Origin of the sequence: Serratia sp. ME47 (genome assembly GCF_903970925.1) — a bacterium.
Classification (GTDB): domain Bacteria; phylum Pseudomonadota; class Gammaproteobacteria; order Enterobacterales; family Enterobacteriaceae; genus Serratia; species Serratia ureilytica.
Map to the genome: position 1 here is coordinate 51,222 of NZ_CAJCKE010000008.1, position 18,423 is coordinate 69,644.

General features: G+C 59.0%; 13 protein-coding genes. 7 read left to right on the top strand and 6 right to left on the bottom strand.

What is annotated here, in order from left to right:
- Positions 1–249: 249 nt before the first annotated feature.
- From H7A77_RS10725 to H7A77_RS10755, 7 genes are read left to right on the top strand one after another with little or no spacing between them, the layout of a single operon-like run.
- Positions 250–2,082 (top strand): glycosyltransferase, encoded by a 1,833-nt coding sequence (locus tag H7A77_RS10725; protein WP_182074156.1) that lies wholly within the window; start codon positions 250–252, stop codon positions 2,080–2,082.
- Between the two features lie 2 nt (positions 2,083–2,084).
- Entirely contained in the window at positions 2,085–3,449 is a 1,365-nt protein-coding gene (locus H7A77_RS10730; RefSeq protein ID WP_182074157.1) for a DUF3131 domain-containing protein, read from the top strand.
- A 19-nt stretch (positions 3,450–3,468) separates the two neighbouring features.
- Complete coding sequence (locus H7A77_RS10735; RefSeq protein ID WP_182074158.1) at positions 3,469–5,037, top strand: DUF3131 domain-containing protein; 1,569 nt, start codon at positions 3,469–3,471, stop codon at positions 5,035–5,037.
- A complete protein-coding gene (locus tag H7A77_RS10740; RefSeq protein ID WP_182074159.1) occupies positions 5,022–6,404 on the top strand; it encodes a DUF3131 domain-containing protein in 1,383 nt (460 codons plus the stop codon). Before H7A77_RS10735 ends, H7A77_RS10740 begins: the two co-directional genes overlap by 16 nt.
- 1 nt (position 6,405) lies before the next feature.
- On the top strand, positions 6,406–6,858 hold the full coding sequence (locus tag H7A77_RS10745; protein ID WP_046898354.1) for a hypothetical protein: 453 nt from the start codon (positions 6,406–6,408) through the stop codon (positions 6,856–6,858).
- A complete protein-coding gene (locus H7A77_RS10750) occupies positions 6,855–9,545 on the top strand; it encodes a response regulator (RefSeq protein WP_182074160.1) in 2,691 nt (896 codons plus the stop codon). The genes H7A77_RS10745 and H7A77_RS10750 overlap by 4 nt, the downstream gene beginning before the upstream one ends.
- On the top strand, positions 9,542–11,725 hold the full coding sequence (locus H7A77_RS10755) for a sugar-binding domain-containing protein (RefSeq protein WP_182074161.1): 2,184 nt from the start codon (positions 9,542–9,544) through the stop codon (positions 11,723–11,725). Before H7A77_RS10750 ends, H7A77_RS10755 begins: the two co-directional genes overlap by 4 nt.
- 11 nt (positions 11,726–11,736) lie before the next feature.
- Here H7A77_RS10755 and H7A77_RS10760 read toward each other — a convergent pair whose 3' ends face one another.
- The 6 genes from H7A77_RS10760 to H7A77_RS10785 are packed head-to-tail and all read right to left on the bottom strand — an operon-like array spanning position 11,737 to position 18,423.
- Complete coding sequence (locus tag H7A77_RS10760) at positions 11,737–13,515, bottom strand: sensor domain-containing phosphodiesterase (protein WP_182074162.1); 1,779 nt, start codon at positions 13,513–13,515, stop codon at positions 11,737–11,739.
- Positions 13,516–13,519: 4 nt separating this feature from the next.
- Positions 13,520–15,400, bottom strand: a complete 1,881-nt coding sequence (locus H7A77_RS10765; protein ID WP_182074163.1) for a diguanylate cyclase domain-containing protein — start codon at positions 15,398–15,400, stop codon at positions 13,520–13,522.
- A 40-nt stretch (positions 15,401–15,440) separates the two neighbouring features.
- Positions 15,441–15,893, bottom strand: coding sequence for an ATP-binding protein (locus tag H7A77_RS10770; RefSeq protein ID WP_142075527.1), 453 nt, complete (start codon positions 15,891–15,893; stop codon positions 15,441–15,443).
- Between the two features lie 25 nt (positions 15,894–15,918).
- A complete protein-coding gene (locus H7A77_RS10775; protein ID WP_089194747.1) occupies positions 15,919–16,260 on the bottom strand; it encodes an STAS domain-containing protein in 342 nt (113 codons plus the stop codon).
- 27 nt (positions 16,261–16,287) lie between these two features.
- A complete protein-coding gene (locus H7A77_RS10780) occupies positions 16,288–17,523 on the bottom strand; it encodes a PP2C family protein-serine/threonine phosphatase (RefSeq protein WP_255443861.1) in 1,236 nt (411 codons plus the stop codon).
- Positions 17,524–17,535: 12 nt separating this feature from the next.
- Positions 17,536–18,423, bottom strand: coding sequence for a hypothetical protein (locus H7A77_RS10785; RefSeq protein WP_227414466.1), 888 nt, complete (start codon positions 18,421–18,423; stop codon positions 17,536–17,538).

Sequence of the window (18,423 nt, forward strand, 5' to 3'; positions counted from 1 at the left end):
GTAATTAATTTAAATTAAAATATATAACTTACTAATCATTTTTGCCTTAAGCGGGCGTATAGGAATTTTAGATGAAAAAATAAATTTATCCGCACATCACGTATTTTTTGATGAGGAAATCCTCATTATTGCAATCATATAAAAAACAACAGAATGTCTGTTTAATTTTAAATCCACCATCTTGCTAATCTTCCATGCTTAACTAAACTCTCTATCTATATCATGACCTCCTTGCCGGGAATGAAATGCATGGCGCATTTTTATTTTTCATCTTTTGAAAAAAGGAGCCCCCCTGCACCGCTAAAAACCTCGCGGGCAATAGAGTTCCTTTGGCAAATCCTCGCCGTGGCCGCTCTGTTGGTCGGCGCCAATTACATTCGCTGGCGTTGGATGGCGTCACTCAATTATGACGCCTTATGGTATGCCGTTCCTTTGGTGATAGCGGAAACCCTGGCCTATTGCGGCACAATTCTGTTTACCATCAACCTGTGGCAAGTGCGCGATGTCAAACGCCGCCCCCCGCCGCGCGACATCCGTCAATGTCTCGATTCGGATGAGGCGATCGCACCGCGCCCGGTCAAAGTCGACCTGTTTATCGCCACTTATTCCGAAGATACCGAACTGGTCCGGTTGTCGATTCAGGATGCCAAACGAGTCACCTATCCCTTCCCGCTGGACTACCGCATTCACGTGCTGGACGACGGCAAACGCCCCGAGATGCGACGCGTCGCCGAACAAGAAGGCGTAAATTATCTGTCGCGCGAGAACAACATCGGTTTTAAGGCCGGCAATCTGCGCAATGGACTGGAACACACGGACGGGGATTTTATCGTCATCTGCGATGCCGATACCCGTGTATTCCCGTCCATCTTGACCGACACGCTGGGTTATTTTCGCGATCCCCTGGTGGCCTGGGTGCAAACGCCGCAATGGTTTTACGATCTGCCCGCCGGAAAGCGTTTGCCGCACTGGTTGAAGGACAAGCTGGGGCAGCCGGGCTATGTCGTCGGGCGCGCGTTTGAAGGGGTGGTTGGGCCCCTCACCGTCGGCCAAGATCCCTTTTTCAACGATCCCAAGATGTTTTACGACGTGATATTGCGCCGCCGCAATGCGGCCAACGCCGCCTTCTGTTGCGGCGCGGCGTCAATTCATCGGCGCGAGGCTATCATGCAGAGCGCATTGCGCAGCTATGCGCGCGCCGTCGAAAATGAAATCGATCGCTATACCCGCGACGTCACGGATGCCGGCCTGCGCGACGATCTTGGCCGGGCGATGAAACCCCAGATTGCGTTCGATACCGAATTGACGCCGTATAAATTCCACGTATCGGAAGATATTTACACCTCGATCGTGCTGCACGGCGATCCCGAGCGACGCTGGCGTTCCGTCATGCATCCCGAGGTGGAATCGAAAATGCTGTCGCCGCAGGATTTGTTGACCTGGATGATTCAGCGTTTCAAATATGCGGCGGGATCGCTGGACATTGCGCTGCATGATGCAGTCTTCAGCGCGAAAAACTTCAGGCTGAGTCTGGCGCAAAAGCTGATGTACGGCACCACGTTCTGGTCATATCTTGCCTGCCTGTGGAATACGGTGTTCCTGATCTCGCCGTTGATCTATCTGTTTACCGGCATTCCGCCGGTATCCGCTTACTCGTTGCCCTTTTACCTGCACTTTTTACCGTTTTTCCTGCTGTCTGAGCTGGCTTTCATGTTCGGCACCTGGGGGATCTCTGCCTGGGACGGAAAGGCGTCCTACCTTTCGCTTTTCTCGATGAATCTGCGCGCGCTGGATACGGTGCTGCGCGGTGAAAAGATCAAGTTCCACGTTACGCCCAAAGAGCGCCAGCAAGGCAACTTTCTGACGCTGGTCAAACCGCAGTTGGCCATTATCGCCCTAACGCTGTTGGGGCTGTTATGGGGCGGCGCGCAGCTGTATCTCGGCAAGGTGGACGATCCGGCCGGCTATGTGATCAATATCTTTTGGGGCGGCGTAAACGTGATGGCCATGTTGCCGATGGTGTTCGCCGCGCTGTGGCGCCCTGAGTCGGAGCCCCCTTCCGAACAGCAGGAGGCCGGATAGACATGGCGTGGAAACACTCACTGTTGCAGGCGCGCAGCTATATTGCGGTCATCCTCGGCTTCCTGCTGGCCTTCAGCGTCGTAGTGTATGTTGAGATGAAGATGCCCCCCGCCCCGGCGGAAAGCGCCGAGTTGACGCTGAGCGCCGATTTCCCCACGCTGCCCGCGCCACGTGCGCTGACCTTCGACGAGGCCGTCTGGGCGCGCATCGCCTGGCAATATTTTGTCAACAACACCCAATCCAGCGGGCTGGCGAATGCCATCGACAACCAGCCTTACACCACCATGTGGGACACCGGCAGTTATCTGATGGCGACGATCAGCGCACAACGCCTCGGGATCATTACGCAGGACGAGCTGAATGCGCGCGTGAATGCCGTTTTGACAGCGTTGTCTTCGTTACCGCTGGCCGACGGTCAGTTGCCGTCGCTGTATTACCATACTCAGCGCCCTATCAGGCTGAATAGCCTGAGCCAAAACGAAAGCCAATCCGATTGGTCTGCCGTCGACCTCAGCCGTCTGTTGATGGCGCTGGATATCGTCGCCTGGCTGTACCCGGAACAGACCGGCGCGATCGCCCGTTTAATCGCCCCCTGGCAGTTCGACGCCCTGTTCATGCAGCAGGAGCAGCGACAGCCGCTGAATTTCCGGGCGGCAAAAAAATGGCTGCTCGTCACTCAAAGCAACCGTGACAGCTATGGTTACCAGCTTTACGCCGCCCACGGACTGCGCCGCGTCAGCCCTCTGGCCGGCATCGTTCTCGGCACCCAACCGCCATCAGCCCGCACCATCAGCATTGACGGCCTGCGTATTCCCTACGACAGCCTGGCCAAAATCGGCAAGGTCGATCACCCGGTCGTCACTACCATGCCCTATTTACTGACCGGTCTGGAGGTCGGGTTCGACATCCGGTCGGCGGAAATCAGCTGGCGAGTGATGAAAGTACAGGAAAGCCGCTATCGCAGCCGCGGCGGTGACGCCTATGTGAATACCGACAATGAAGAGCAATTGCCGCGTTTTATCGACGACGCGGTCATCAGTCGATTCCCGGCGCAGATCGACAAGTCGCGTGCGGAAATCAAAGAGGCGGCGCTGCAGCTGTCGACCAAGTCGGCATTCGGTTGGTACGCGCTGTTTCGTACGTCGTGGAGTGACGAAATGCGGCAGCGCGCCGGCGTCCTGTTCGAGCCGGGACGCGGCTGGTATGACGGCATCATCGCCGCCAATGGGCAGCAGAGTCGGGTGATCGGCGCCAATACCAATGCCCTGATATTGGAAAGCCTGGTCTACATCGCGCAAGGTCCGCTGTTTTGCCAAAACTGCGCCTCCGCGCCCGCCGCGAATCTTGCCGACGATCAACGGCCGTAATCAGTTATAAGGAGCCACTATGCCTCATCATTATTTCACCAGGCCGTTTATCACGCTAGTTAGGCGCGTGCTGTGCGGTTGCCTGCTACTGCTGCTGATGTCGCCCGCGGCCGTGGGCGACACCCAGTTGCCCGCCGCCGCCTACCCTCAGCGCCACGGCGACCTGACGGCGCGTGAACAGGCGATGGCGGTCAAGGCCTGGCAATATTTCGTCACCAACTATCAACCGGCGACCGGTTTGGTCAACGCCGTCAACAACTATCCCTCGACCACCATGTGGGATAGCGCCTCCTATCTGGCCGCGCTGACGGCCGCGCGTGAACTCGGCATCATCGACAAGGAACAGTTCGATCAGCGTCTGATCAAGTTTCTCGCCACGCTCAATACCGTGCCGCTGTTCCAAAATCAGATGCCCAACAAAGCGTACAACACCATCACGGCGCAAAAGGTCGACTACCTCAACAAGCCCGGCGAGATCGGCTTTTCATCCATCGACATCGGCAGAATGCTGCTGTGGTTGAAAATCATCAAAGAGCGCTATCCCGAATTTGCCAACGACGTCGATAACGTCGTGCTGCGTTGGGATTTCAGTCATATCATCGACGACTGCGGCACGCTGTATGGCGCCAATCTGGATGCCAATAAACAGCCGGTTTACGTCCAAGAAGGCCGGCTGGGTTATGAAGAGTACGCCGCCAGCGGTTTCCAGCTGTGGGGGTTCTCCACCTGCCAGGCCGCCCGCGCGGAGCCTTACCAGTTGGCGGACATTTATTGTGTTCTGGTGCCCTATGATTCACGCGATCCGCGCACCACCAGTCAGCATAACTATGTGGCCACCGAACCCTATGTGCTGCACGGGCTGGAGATGGGCTGGAACACCAGCGACGATCGCAGCGCCGACCTCGCTAAACACAGCCATCCCTGGATGCAAGACTTCGCCAATCGCGTCTATCAGGCGCAGGAGAATCGCTACCAGATTACCGGCCGCCTGACGGCGCGTTCCGAACATCAGCTCGACCGCGCGCCGTACTTCGTGTACGACACCGTCTATTCCGACGGGTTTGACTGGAACACCATCACGGATAAGGGCGAGTATGTGCCCGATACCGCCGCCATCTCGCTCAAAGCGGCGCTCGGCATGTGGAGCCTGTGGCAATCTCCGTATACCGATCGGCTACTCGACGTGATTGAGAATGCCGGCGAAAAAGACAAAGGCTTCTATGAAGGGTTGTATGAAAACGGCGCCGGCCCGATCCGTGAATTCACCGCCAACAACAATGGCATCATGCTCGAAGCCCTGCTGTTTAAAAAACAGGGGCGCCTGTTGAAATTCAATACCAATGACCAGAGCGACGGCAAATACGCGCCGGCGCTGTGGGATAAAACGCTGGTGAACGTGTTTGACGACAAAAACACGCCGTTTAACCGCCCCTTTATCACGCCTGACGCTAACCTGAAGAGCTGGTGCCAACAAACGGGGATCGCACTGCGCAACGCGCCATCCTGCAAAGCCTGCAAATGCCCGCAGTGTCAAAATGACGCGCCCGTGAAACTGCCCCCGGTAGCGACATCATGCTTAAAACCCTAACGCTGATCGCCTCCGTCGTCATCGCCCTTGCGCTGGTCGTGTTGCTGGGCGTCATGGCGCGCCCCGACAGCGCCGGCGCCCTGTGGGAGCGTTGGCGGCAACAGCCTCGCGACGGCGCGTTGACCGAAGAGCAACGGCAATGGGCCGACGTCGCCTGGCGCTACGTGCAGAACAACACGCAGCCCGGCTCCGGTTTGGTGAACGGCAAAGATCGTTATCCGGTGGTCTCGCTGTGGAACATTGGCGACAGCCTGATCGCGCTGACCGCCGCGCGGCGTTTGAACCTGCTCCCGCAACGGGAATTCGACGCCCGTTTGGCGGCACTGCTGACGACGCTCGATCGTTTACCGGTAACCCGCATTGGCGCGCCAGGTGCGCTGTATGACGCCGCCAGCGGCGCGTTCAGCCAGAACGGCGGCGCCGTCAGCGAAGCGCAAGGCATGGCCCGTCTGCTCACCGGCATGCGTTTCACGGCGCAAAGCTTCCCCGAATATCGCACCTTTCTCGAACGAATCGCGCTGCGCTGGAACTTCTGCAACCTGCTGACCCAAGACGGTCAGCCGCTCGACGGACGAGAGCAAAACGGCGCTTGGCGCAGTGCCACAGCCAGCGACGTCGGCTATGCCGACTACAACAGCGCGGCTTTCCGACTGTGGGGGTTTCAACGCTCGTCCCCCCGAATGGCGCCGTTCAAAACGGCTATCGTCTATGGTGAGCCCATCGCCGTGACGGCCCGCGATCCGCGCCTCACCGGCACCCCCGCCGGCATCGAAAGCACGCCGTATCTGCTGACCGGGATCGAGATGGGATGGCCGGCGCCCAATGCCGGCGATGCGGCCGACGTCAGCATGGCGCAACGAGCCCAACGTCTTTACCAGGCGCAGGAAATGCGCTGGCACCGGGAGAAAATCCTCACTGCGCGGGCGCAATATTCACGCAGCACGGCGCCGTGGGAGATATATGACAGCCTGTTCGCCAATGGTTACACCTGGAATACCCTCACAGACGACGGCCGCTACGCCCCCGAGCTGGCGCTGCTTTCGACCCGCGCCATTTTCGGTCTGTGGGTGCTGTGGGATACCCGCTACACCGACGCGCTCATGCAACTGGGGCGGCTGCATCAGGATGACAAACGCGGCTGGTTCGAAGGCCGCTATGAAGCGAACGGCGGCTATAACACCACCTTCACGCTCACCACCAACACCGTCGTGCTGGAGGCGCTGTTGTTCAAACAGAATCGCGGCCCGCTGCTGCAGGCGCCGCTCAACGACGGCTACCTCGGCGCTCGCATGCAAGACGTTTTCAACTGGCCTCGTCACTGTCTGCCGCAGGAGCGTCATCCGCTCCCCAGTGCGAAAGGAGAATGACATGGGGATTAACTATGAAGAGCTGTTCAATAACAGCTACAGCCGCATCACTCAGGGCGATAAAGGCGATCGGTTCTTCGCCCATTTCTACGCGTTGTTTATCGGCAGCACCGAGGATCTCAATTCACCAGGCAGCATCGCCCAGCGGCTGGAAAAGCAGAAAATCATCTATAAAACCTTTTTCTACATGCTCTCGGTCGCCAACACGCATATCGTGGCGGATTACCTGGTACAGGTAACGCAGGAAGGCAGCCCACAGGGCCTCAACCTGCCGCCGTCGATTTATGCGCTGTGGCGCAAAGCCGTGCTGCAAACCGTGCGGGACCTCGATCCTGAATGCGATGAAGAGATCCTGACCGCGTGGGCCATCGTGCTGGCGCCGGGGCTCGAGTTCATGCGGCGTCAGGCCGAACTGCATCACAATCCCGCCGCGCAGTCGGGGCTACCGGGATGAACAAGCCGACGCTGCTTTCCGCGCTCAACGCCCCGCCTATCGCGCTGGCCATTTATGACGCCGAAGAGCGGTTGGTCTACTGGAACCGGCGCGTGAACGATTATTATCCGGGGCTGGAACCTTGGCTGAGCGTCGGGCTTACGCTCGCCGACGTCTTGCGCAAGATGATCGATATCAGCTATCCGGCGCTGCATGACGAAGCCCAAAAGCGCATGGCGGCTTCCTTACTGGCCAACTACCGCCGGCCAGACCATTACGAGGTGAGACGGATAACCGATCGCACCCTGTATATCCAGCACCAGCGAACGCCGGAAGGCGGCGTGATCAGCTCCCACACCGATATCAGCCGCTATGCCGACGTCATCAAGGCCGAACAGCGGCTGCACAGCGATTTTATCCTGGCGGCGGAGACCTCGCGCATCGGCATTTGGGAGTGGGATTTGGCGACCGACGAATTGCAGGTCAACGACGCGTTACTGCTATTGCTGGAAATTCCTCGCACGCATTCGACGCTTTCCGGCTCACTGTGGGCGCAGGCCTTTCCGGCCGACGATCTGGCGCATTTCACTCAGTGTATCCGTCAGGCGAACCAGGCTATCTTGCCGATTTTCGCCTGCGAAGTGAAAGTGCAGCGCGCAGACGAGCGGTACGGTTGGGTATCGCTGCAGGGCCAGATCGTGCAACAAGGGCTTAAAGGCGAAGTACAACGGGCGATCGGCACCCTGCAAGACATTACGGAATACAAAGAAGCGGAAGCCTCATCCCGCCAATCGGTTGAGATGGCCAAAGCGGCCAGCCTGGCGAAAAGCGAATTTCTCGCCAATATGAGCCACGAAATTCGCACGCCCATGAACGGCATTCTCGGCATGACCCAACTCTGTCTTGAGACCGAGTTGAATCAGGAGCAGCGCGACTACATCTCAATGGCTTACAGTTCCGCGCGCGCGCTGTTGAAAATTATCGATGATATTTTGGACTTCTCCAAAATCGAAGCGGGCAAGATCAGCCTGGATCCGGAGGACTTCTCTCTGCGGCCGTTGGTGCAGGAGATCACCCGCCCGCTGACGCCCAAGTTCTCCGAAAAGAACGTCGAGCTGCTGGTGGATATCCACCCTGACGTCGCCGACAAGATCTTTGGCGATCCGCTGCGGTTGCGCCAGGTTTTGACCAACCTGATTGGCAATGCGCTCAAATTTACGCCTGCAGGCGAAGTGGTGCTGCGTATCGAACCGGTGGTCAACGATGCGCACCGTTTGTTGTTCAGCATCCGCGACAGCGGTATCGGCATCGCTAAAGACAAGCAGAAAGTCATTTTCGAATCGTTCAGCCAGGCGGATAACTCGACGACGAGAAAATACGGCGGCACCGGTCTCGGGCTGACGATCTCCGCCAGGCTGGTCGCGATGATGGGGGGAGAATTGCAGGTAGACAGCGACGCCGGACGCGGCAGCTGTTTCTATTTTTCACTGCCGGTGTTGTCAGGCGCGCGCAGAGAAAGCGTCGGCTGGCCGCAGACGCTGGCGGGCATCGAGGTGCTGGTGGTGGACGACAATGCCACCAACCTGCGGCTGCTGTCCGATCTGCTGCGCAATATGGGCCTGAAGCCCGTCACCGTCGGTTCGGGGAAAGAGGCGCTGGCGCTGATGAACAGCCGCGCGCCCTTCCCGCTGGTGCTACTGGATGCGCAAATGCCGGAAATGGACGGCATGGCGCTGGCGCTGGAAATCATGTCCACCCCGTCGTTGCGGCACTGCACGCTGATCATGCTGAGCTCGACGGGAAGCCGTATCGACAAGGCGGTGCTGCAAAAAGTGGGCGTTTCCTTTTTCCTGACCAAACCCATCGACGCCGGGGAACTGTTTGCCGCCATGGAACAAGCGCTGGTGCCGATGCTGCCGAAAACGGCCCTCATCGCGCCAGTTGCCCGCACGCCGGCGGTGAGCGCCAAGTCGCCCCATTATCATTTGCTGATCGCCGAAGATAATCCGGTCAACCAAAAGCTGGCGCTCAGCTTTATCGGCAAGCTGGGGCACAGCGCCGAGCTGGCCGGCAACGGCGTCGAGGCGCTGGCTCGGCTGAAAACCGCGCGCTACGACGTCATTTTAATGGATTTGCAGATGCCGGAGATGGGCGGCATCGAAGCGGTGCAAGCGATTCGTCAGGCGGAGCGGCGGCAACCGCCGGGCGAACCGACACAGCGGATCATCGCCATGACGGCTCACGCCATGAAAGGCGACAGAGAGAAATGCCTGCAGCTCGGCTTTGACGGCTATATCGCCAAGCCTATCCTGCTGGACAAACTGGCCGAAGAAATTACGCAGGTCGTCGCCGCGGCGCCCGCGCCGGAAGCCGCCTTCGACTATCCGCTCGCGCTCGCGCAGTTGGACAACGATCCGGCCCTGTTCAACGAACTGGCGACGATGTTTATCGACGAACTGCCTGGGCTGCTGCAAGCCCTGCAAACGGCGATCGACGATCAGGCATGCGACGAGATCAAACGCTGTGCGCATCGCCTCAAAGGAGAAACGCTGCACTTTGCCGGTTCGACGCTGGCGCCCTGTCTGCAAGCCATTGAGCAGGCCGCCGGCGCCCGCGATCTCGCGTCGATTCCCCCGCTGCAGTCGCAGCTGACGCCGCTGAGCCGGCAGTTACGCGACGCGCTGCTCGCCATCGTGGAGGCAACATGAAGACAAGAATCTGGCTCTCGCTGGGGCTGTTGGTTTGCGCGTCAAGCCCCCTTGCCCAGACACCGCGTAGCGTTTCACTCGACGGCATCTGGCAATACCAGAACGCCAACCCGCCCCATGACGACCGGCAGCGCCTGACGCCGAACTGGCGCCCCTTGCGAGTACCGGCGAACTGGTACAGCGACGGCGTCGATCATCAGGGCGCGCTGTGGTACCGCACGACATTCACTCTGCCGCATCTCACCCGAGATCGGTTGGCTACGCTCACTTTCGACGGCGTCGATTATCGCGCTGACGTATGGCTCAACCAACGCTTTGTCGGCCAGCATCAGGGCTATTTTCAACGTTTCCAGTTCGATGTGACCCACGCGGCTCGCCGCGAAAACCACCTGCTGGTCAGGGTGGATAGCCCATTCGAGCGTCCCGGCAGCGTTTGGCCCTTGCACAAGCGCGCGATTAAAGGCGTGCTGTCGCAGCACGATACCCGCCCCGGCGGCGCCTGGTCGCCGCAGGGCCAGGACGCCAATTCAGGCGGCATTTGGCAACCCGTCACGCTTCGCCTCAGCCGCGGCGCAGCGATCGACAACCTCACGGCGCTGCCCGATTGGCGCCAGGGACTGGAGAAGCCGGCGCTGGACATCCGCCTCGATTATCGGGTCAATCGGCCAAGAAAAGCGCGCCTGACCCTGCGCCTGACGCCGCTTAACTTCACCGGCAAAAGCTATCACCTTTCCCGCCGCGTGGTGTTGACCGGCGGCGCGCCGCTCGCCGTTTCGCTGCCGATGCCGGGCGCCGCGCTCTGGTGGCCGTACGGCCATGGGGCGCAAAATCTGTATCGCATCGAGGCAACGCTGTCCGATACCGAAGGGATATTGGATCGGCGCACCGTACAGACCGGCTTGAGAGAAGTCCGTGAGCTGGCCTCAGGCCACGGCTGGACGATCAATGGCCGCCGCCTGTTTATTCGCGGCACCAACTATATCGGTTCACCGTGGCTCGGCAGCATGACCGCCGCGCTTTATCGCCGGGATCTGCTGCTGATGCGCGCGGCGAACATCAACGCGGTGCGGGTGCATGGGCACGTGGCAGGCCGGGCATTGTATCGCGAGGCCGACGCGCTGGGCATGTTGTTGTGGCAAGACATGCCGCTGCAATGGGGGTATGACGACAGCGAAGCCTTCGCCGCCGAAGCGGCGCGCCAGGCCGGCGACCTGCTGAAACAACGGGGCAACCACCCTTCGGTGATCGTGTGGGCCGGGCAAAATGAGCCGCCTTTCGACGCGCCGTGGATGAAACAGCGGTTTACCGACTGGACGCCCACGCTCAACCGTCGGTTGGCGCACCGCGTGGCGGACGCACTGAGCGAAGATCGCAGCCGCATCGTGCACCGTTGGTCTACCGTGGCGGAGCATTATTGGCAGGGCTGGTATTTCGGCACGATTGCCGATTTCCTCAAGCCGGCGACCAGTCCGATCATCAGCGAATTTGGCGCGCAGGCGCTGCCTCGTCTCGCCACGTTGCGCACTATCATTCCGGCGGCGCACCTGTGGCCCGCCAGCACCTCGCCAGACGACCCGGGCTGGAAGGTTTGGCAGTATCACAATTTCCAGCCCGAGCAGGCTTTCGGGCTGGCCAAGCTGTCGCGCGGCGCCACGATCGAGAGTTTTATCGCCAACACCCAGCGCTATCAGGCGGAAGGCATTCAGCTGGCGGCGGAAAGCTATCGGCGTCAACGCTATCAGCCGGTCGTCGCCCTGTTCCAGTTCATGTTCAGCGAAACCTGGCCTTCAATCAACTGGGCGGTCATCGACTATCAGCGCCATCCAAAAACAGGTTACTACGCCTTGCAACGCGCCTATCAGCCGGTACTGCCCTCCATTGAGCCTCTCTCGCTCAACTGGCGAACGGGAGAAAGCGGCAAGATAGGCCTGTGGGCGATCAACGATCGCTGGCAAGATTACCCCGCCGCCACGCTGCGTTGGCGAGTGACGCAGGGGGAGCACGAATTGGCTCGCGGCGAGACAACGCTCGACCTGCCGGCGGACAGCAGCCGTAAATTGAAGGAGCTCAACCTCACGCCGCGCTCGACGCTGCCTCTGCAGGTGGTGACGGAATTGACGGACAGTAATGGCCTGCGCCTGGGTGAGAATCGCCGGCGATTTCCGGTTGGCGCGCCATGAGCGGCGTTGCCTCAGGCATTTCGCCGCTGCTGCCCGTGAATGTCGACGAGCGCGCACAGCTTTTCCAACGTCACCGCCGGTGAAAAATAGAAGCCCTGTACGACATCGCACCGATACTCGGTCAGGTAGTGGAGCGACTCCAGGTCTTCCACCCCTTCCGCCAAGACTTCATAGTTGAGTTTATGCAGCATATCGATGATGCTTTGCACGATGATGCGGCTGTCCGCATCGCTCTTCAGCAGTCTTATCAGGGAGGCGTCCAGTTTGACGACGTCGGCGGGGATATGGCGCAGATAGTTTAAATTGCTGTAGCCGGCGCCGAAATCATCCAGCGCGATGCGATGCCCGTTGGCCTTGAGCGCATGCAGACAGGCCAACGCCGCGCTGCTTTCCTGAATGCGTTGCGACTCCAGACACTCTATCTCAATGTCCCCCGCCTGCAGCCCGCGCCGGGTGATGGCTTCATTCAACCGCGCCGCAAAGTGCCGCTCGGCCAGATTGCCGGCCGTCACGTTGATCGAGATGGGAAACGCGATCCCCGCTTCACGCATCAACAACAACTGTTCAATCGACTGCGCGATGACAAACTCGGTCAACGGTTTGATCAGCGAGGTATTTTCCACCAGCGGAATGAACTCCCCCGTCGGGATCGCCCCCCAACGTTCATGCCGCCAACGCAGCAATGCTTCCGCGCCGACGATCCTGCCGCTCGCCAAATCAATCTGCGGTTGGTATTCCAAAAATAGCTCGCGATTATCTTCCTTCAGACTCTGCGCCAACTCATTAAAAATATTGAAATTATGCTTGCGCGCCGCATCCTTCGGCTCGCTATAGAGGGAGACGGCTCGCCCCTCGTCAATCGAATCATGCAGCGCGCTGGTCGCCTGGCGCAAAATCTCGGGAGGATCGGCATGCGGCGCGGAAAACAACGCATAACCGGCATTAAGCTCCAGGCGCAGCGGCACGGCGCCTCTCACTTCGTGATGCAAACGGTCGGCGCAACGCAACAGATCGCGCTTCGCCTGCAGCATGTGCTGCGCCTCGATAATGACGGCGAAACGTCCGGGCGCGATGCTGTACAGCATGCGCTCACTGAGAAACGTCTCTTTCAGGAAATGGCTGATATCCCCCAGCAGTAACTCTACCGTAGACAGGCCGAAGGAACGCGCCATCTCGTAGGCGTATTGGATATCTATCGTATCGAACAGCAATAACGCGTATTTGCCCGTGTCCGGTAAATTGCCGAGTTCACCCATCAGCCGTTGTCGATTGGGCAAGCGAGTGATGGCATCGACCAGGCCGATCTCACTCTGCGCTTCAATCAACTCGCCGACGATGGTGGCCATGCTGCGCAGCAGTTCGACCTGACGGCGAGTCAGATGCTTTGGCTGCGAACCCACGAGGCAGAACGCGCCGATCGTATAGCCTTCGCGGGTGCACAGCGGGATGGCGGCGCAGTGGCGGATCGCCGCGGCGCCGTTGACCATGGGATCCGAGGCAAAGCGTTCATCCGCATGGGTGTCCGGACAAATCAACGCCTCGCCGCTCAGACGAACGAAATTGAACAAGGGGCTGACGAAATCGATCTCCTCGAACCCGACGTCAATGTGCTCGCGGATCCAAATCTTGCGCGTTCCGTGCAGGTAAATGAGGCAACCCTCGGCCTGTAACAGCTTGCGGGTGATCGTCAGCACCTGATGGATCGCGTCGTCATGGCCGGCGCCCAACCCCGCCAGCGCATCGATGGCCGCCAGGCGCTCGTCTTCGTTCTTACTGAGATGTCGTAACATTGGCTCATAGCTCACAGATGGCGTAAGTGCCTTTGCCGGCGGATTTCGCCTGATACATCGCGCCGTCGGCGCTGGCCAGCAGCATTTCCGGCGTCACGTCCCCACTCGCAGAGATAGCGGCGCCAATGCTGGCGGACAGGCAGACCTTCTGCTGACCGATCTGCGAAATACCGGCCAGCTCCGCCAACACCTTTTCGCAAAACGCGCTGACCTCAGGCCGCGGCGCTGTCAGCGGCCACAGGATCACCGTGAACTCGTCGCCGGCCAGGCGCGAGACGCTGTGCCGTTCGTCGGCGCAAGCGCTGAGCAATTTGGCGAACGTCTTCAGGATCAGATCGCCGAAGTCATGGCCGTAACTGTCGTTCATGCCCTTAAAACCATCGAGATCGATGAACAACAGGGCCATCTGCCGCTGATGACAGCAGGCTTGCAACGTGCCCGACAACCGGCGCAGAAATGCGCGTCGGTTGGTCAACCCGGTCAGCATGTCGTGCGTGGCGTCATATTCCAATCGTTGCTGCAGTCGCTTCAACTCGGTGATATCCATGGAGAGAATGTAAAAGCCCTGAGCCTCGCACGGCACCAGCGTGGTATGGATCATCAGCAGCCCCTGCTGGGTCTGCAATTCGTTTTCGAAGCTGACCATTTCGCCCGCCAAAGCCCGCGCGATCATCGGCCGGGCCATCTGATACACGCTTTCCCCCATGAACTCGCGCACCGTCATGCCCTGCAGGCTGGCCTCTTCCAGACCAAACCAGGTCTTATAGGCGCTATTGGCGAACAGGTAGCGTTCATTGGCGTCGATTTGGCTGATTAACGCCGGCATATTGTCGGTAATGGCGCGCAGGCGTTCTTTTTCCGCACTGAGCTGAGATTCGGCGAGCACCCGGGTTTCTATCTCTTCGTTAAGCTGTTTGACCACCGCGTTAAGCTCATGCGTACGAATTTCGACGCGTTCTTCCAGCTCATGCTGCAAGGCATACAGGTCGGCCTCCGCCGCCTTGCGCTCGCTGATGTCGACGATGACCGAGATGAAATGATCCGGCTTGCCGTTCGGCAGCCGATTGAGCGCCACCGTCAGTTCCACCCATACGATCGTGCCATCGGCGCGGAAATAGCGTTTCTCCAGCGAGTAGGTGTCGATCTCGTTTCTCAGCAACTGCTGCAGTTTTTCCAGATCGGTGTTGAGATCGAGCGGATAGGTAATGTCCTGAAAGGTGCGATCCATCAGCTCGCGCTCGGAGTATTGCAGCATTTCACAGATGCGCGGATTGACCCGCAGCCAATACCCCTGCAGCGAAACCAGCGCCATGCCCACCGCCGCCTGAGAGAAAGTCTGTTCGAATAACGCCTCCGTGCGCTGCAGATCGGATTTCAGGTTTTCGGTATAGACGTTGCGTTCGATGCTCTGCAGATACTCTTCCACCACCGCGGCGAAGTCACGCAGGTCGGCCAGTTTATCTTGAGGAAACGACTGCGGGTGACTGTCGATAATGCATAGCGTGCCGAGCGGCAACCCGTCGAGGGACAGCAGCTGTTGCCCGACGTAGAAGCCGATGCGCGGGCCACCGACCACCAGTGGGTTATCGAAAAAGCGCGGATCCTGCGCGGTATCGGGCACCACCAGCGCTTCGCGTTGCAGGATGGCATGGCCGCAGAAAGAGATGTTGCGCGGCGTTTCCCGGACATCCAGGCCATAGCGTGATAAAAACCATTGACGATCGCGGTCGATCAGTGACACCAGCGCAATGGTGACGCCGAAATATTTCGCAGCCAGTCGCGTGATGCGATCCAGCTTTTCTACTGAGTTCGAATCCAGCACGTTCAGCGAATCCAATACCGACAGGCGTTCGGCTTCGTTTTCGGGGAAGCATGGCTCGAGCATGTTGACTCCTGTAGCGTCTCCAACGGGCGCGTCCCGCCTTTCAGGTTCGCTCGCCCATCGTATTTTTAGTCAGAATCAGCTCGTTGCGTCCGTCGGCGGTACGGTAACGAACTTTGTCCATCATGGAATAAATCAGTATCAATCCGATTCCGCTTTCTGGCCAATTTTCCAGGGCGCCGGGCTCGGGGAACGACCGTTGCTTATCCGCCACCGCCTGCAGAATGTCGGCCGGTATCGGACGCCCCGTATCGATGAGCGTGAGAGTGATTGCGCCGGAAGAAAGTGACATAGTCACCTCAATCGTTTGCCGAGCGTCGTAATCGACGCCGTGCCGGACGATGTTGCTGAATGCCTCGCTGGCCGCCAAATCCAGCTGATATATCGCCGCGGGATCAAGCGCGAACGGCGCCACGAAACGTTGGAAGGCGCGGCTCAACGTCTCGAGGTTCTCAAGCGTCGCGCCCAGGCGCAGCGCAGTGGTGGCAGTCTCCATCAAGGCCTCCCGGCAAAGCGCCGCACTATTCGCGGGCGAGGATGTTCATCGCGTCCTGACGCGTGGCGCCGATGGTAAAAATACGGTCCATGCGGGTCAGTTTGAACAGATGCTGGATATTGCCGTTCAACGAACACAGCACCAGCTCCCCTTTGCCGTTCAACGTTTTGAGTATTGATACCAGGGCGCCCAAACAGCTGCTGTCGATGAAATCGACCCGGCTGAAGTCGAGCAGTACGTGATGGCCATGACGCTCGATCACTTCCAGCACCTGTTGCTTGAACGCCAGCGCGACGGAGGCGTCGAGACGACGCACCAGCGGCACCACGATCTCAATGTCATTTTCGGTGTGCATTTCAAAATTCATAGTCTTCCTCATCGATGTTGTCGGGAGTTATGCGGTGCGCTCTATCGCCACCAGCGAAATATCGTCATTAAAGAAACGGCCGTACTCTGCGAGCCCGTCGGACTCCGGCTGGCTCCAACTCACCAGCTCGCGCTCAACGCATTGGAAAACGGCCGAGCGCGGCTGCCTACGCTGCGCGATCAGCAACTGCTGCAGCCGCGTTTCCCCATAAAGCTCGCCTGCGCGGTTCTCACATTCGCTGATGCCGTCGCTGTAAAGATAGAGCCGTTCGCCGGGCGCCAGGCAAAACTCGCTGCTCTGATATTCCGACTGCGGAAACAGCCCTACGGGCACGCCGCCGAGGCCGACGGTGCGCAGCTCGCCGTCCTGACGGATAATGAACGGCGTCGGGTGCCCGGCCTGACAGAGCGCGCCCAACCCGGTTTGCGTGTCGATAAAACCGTAGATGAGCGTGAAATAGCTGGTGATCTCTTCGTTATCCAGGCAAAAACGCCGGTTGAGCGCAGCGACCACCTGATGTGGCGCGACGATGTTCCCGTCGACGATCAGCAATCGCTCATCGATCCGTCCGGTGAGAAACTCTCTGGCCACCGCCAGCGACAGCATCGCCGCGCTGACGCCATGGCCGGCGACATCAATACAATAGAACGCCAGATGACGGCTATCGAGCGCAAAATAGTTCAGCAGATCGCCGGAAACGTACGCGGAAGGCAAAAACATCCAGTCCGCCTGATAACTGCTGAACGCTAGCGATGCCGACGGCAACACGCTGCGCTGCAATCGCGCGGCGGCCTGCAGATCCTGCTCAATCTGTTGGTAGGCGCTGCTCAGGCGCTGGTTGCGCACCGCCAGCGTGCTTTCCAGCGTCAGGACGCGTTCCGCGGCATGCAGCCGGGCGCGCAGCTGGCTCTGATTGACCGGCTTGGAAAGGAAATCGTCAGCGCCGGACTCCAGCCCCTGCACCAGATCGTCGATCGATTGGCGCGCGGTCACCAAAATGGCATAAATGTAATGGCCGAAGTCACGCTGGCGAATTTGACGGCACAGCGCCACACCGTCCATTTGCGGCATTTCCCAATCGCTGATGACGGCGTTGATGTTCTGCGTTTCCAACATTGCCAGCGCGTGTACGCCGTCCTGCGCCTCCAGCACCCGGTAGCCCCATTTGCTCAGCATGCTGCCCAGCAGGTGTCGGTAACTCCTGGAGTCATCGACGATCAGGATAGTCAGAGAGAACGCGCTGTCTTTGTCCGTCGGTTCCACAGTCACACTCGCTTAAAACGGGAGCGTCCAGCTCAGGTTGATCGTCCCGCGACGAAAATTGGCATTGGCATCGCTGCGCCACGGGTAGCGCGTGCCGGAATAGTTGTCGTAATGCACGGAAACCGCGCCCGGCAAATAGCTGGACACATAGCCGATACTGTAGGTGTAATCGTAATCCCACGGCTGCTGTTGCCGGCTATCGGGATAATAAAACGACGACACGCGCAGGAAATAGTGTTGCAGCAGCGTGTAACCGCAGCTGGCCAACAGCGAGCTTTTATTGCGCTTGATGCCGCTGTCGGCCAGAGAATAGTAACGCGGGACATAGCTATACCCCACCTGGCAAATCAGCGCGTCCTCTTTGTTGATCAGCAAGTGTTTTTCGAGGCTGCCCGGCAAGCTGAATTTATAAGCGAAAGTCCAGGCTCCCCGCTCGAAGTAGGTATGTCTGGCGCCGCTAGCGGGATAAAAATGGTTATCCTCGCTGTAGTTGCCGTACACCAGGCTGAAGGTGCCCGGATGCCAGTCATCGTAGCCAAAGCTGTACACGAAGTCGGTGCTGTATTTATTGGTGTCCTGCAGCGGCACACGCACCGTCATGTTGGCAAAAAAATAGCTCATCGGTGAATACTGCATGCTCAGCAACAGGCGCTGGTTGTATTTATCATGGATCTCGGAAGCGTCCCGTCCCGTCGGCACATAAACCGGATGACGAGCCAAATCCGAGTTGTAGGTCAGCGCCGTGGAAAAAGATGACTCGCTGCCCGAAAACAGACGCGCCCAGGGGCTGGTGAATACCCTTACCGCCGGCTGGTTAGGCACGGTGTCCGCCGCCCAGCCGCAAACGCTGAACAAACAGCCGGCAAGCGGGGACAGGCGCCGAAATAAACGGGTGGTCAT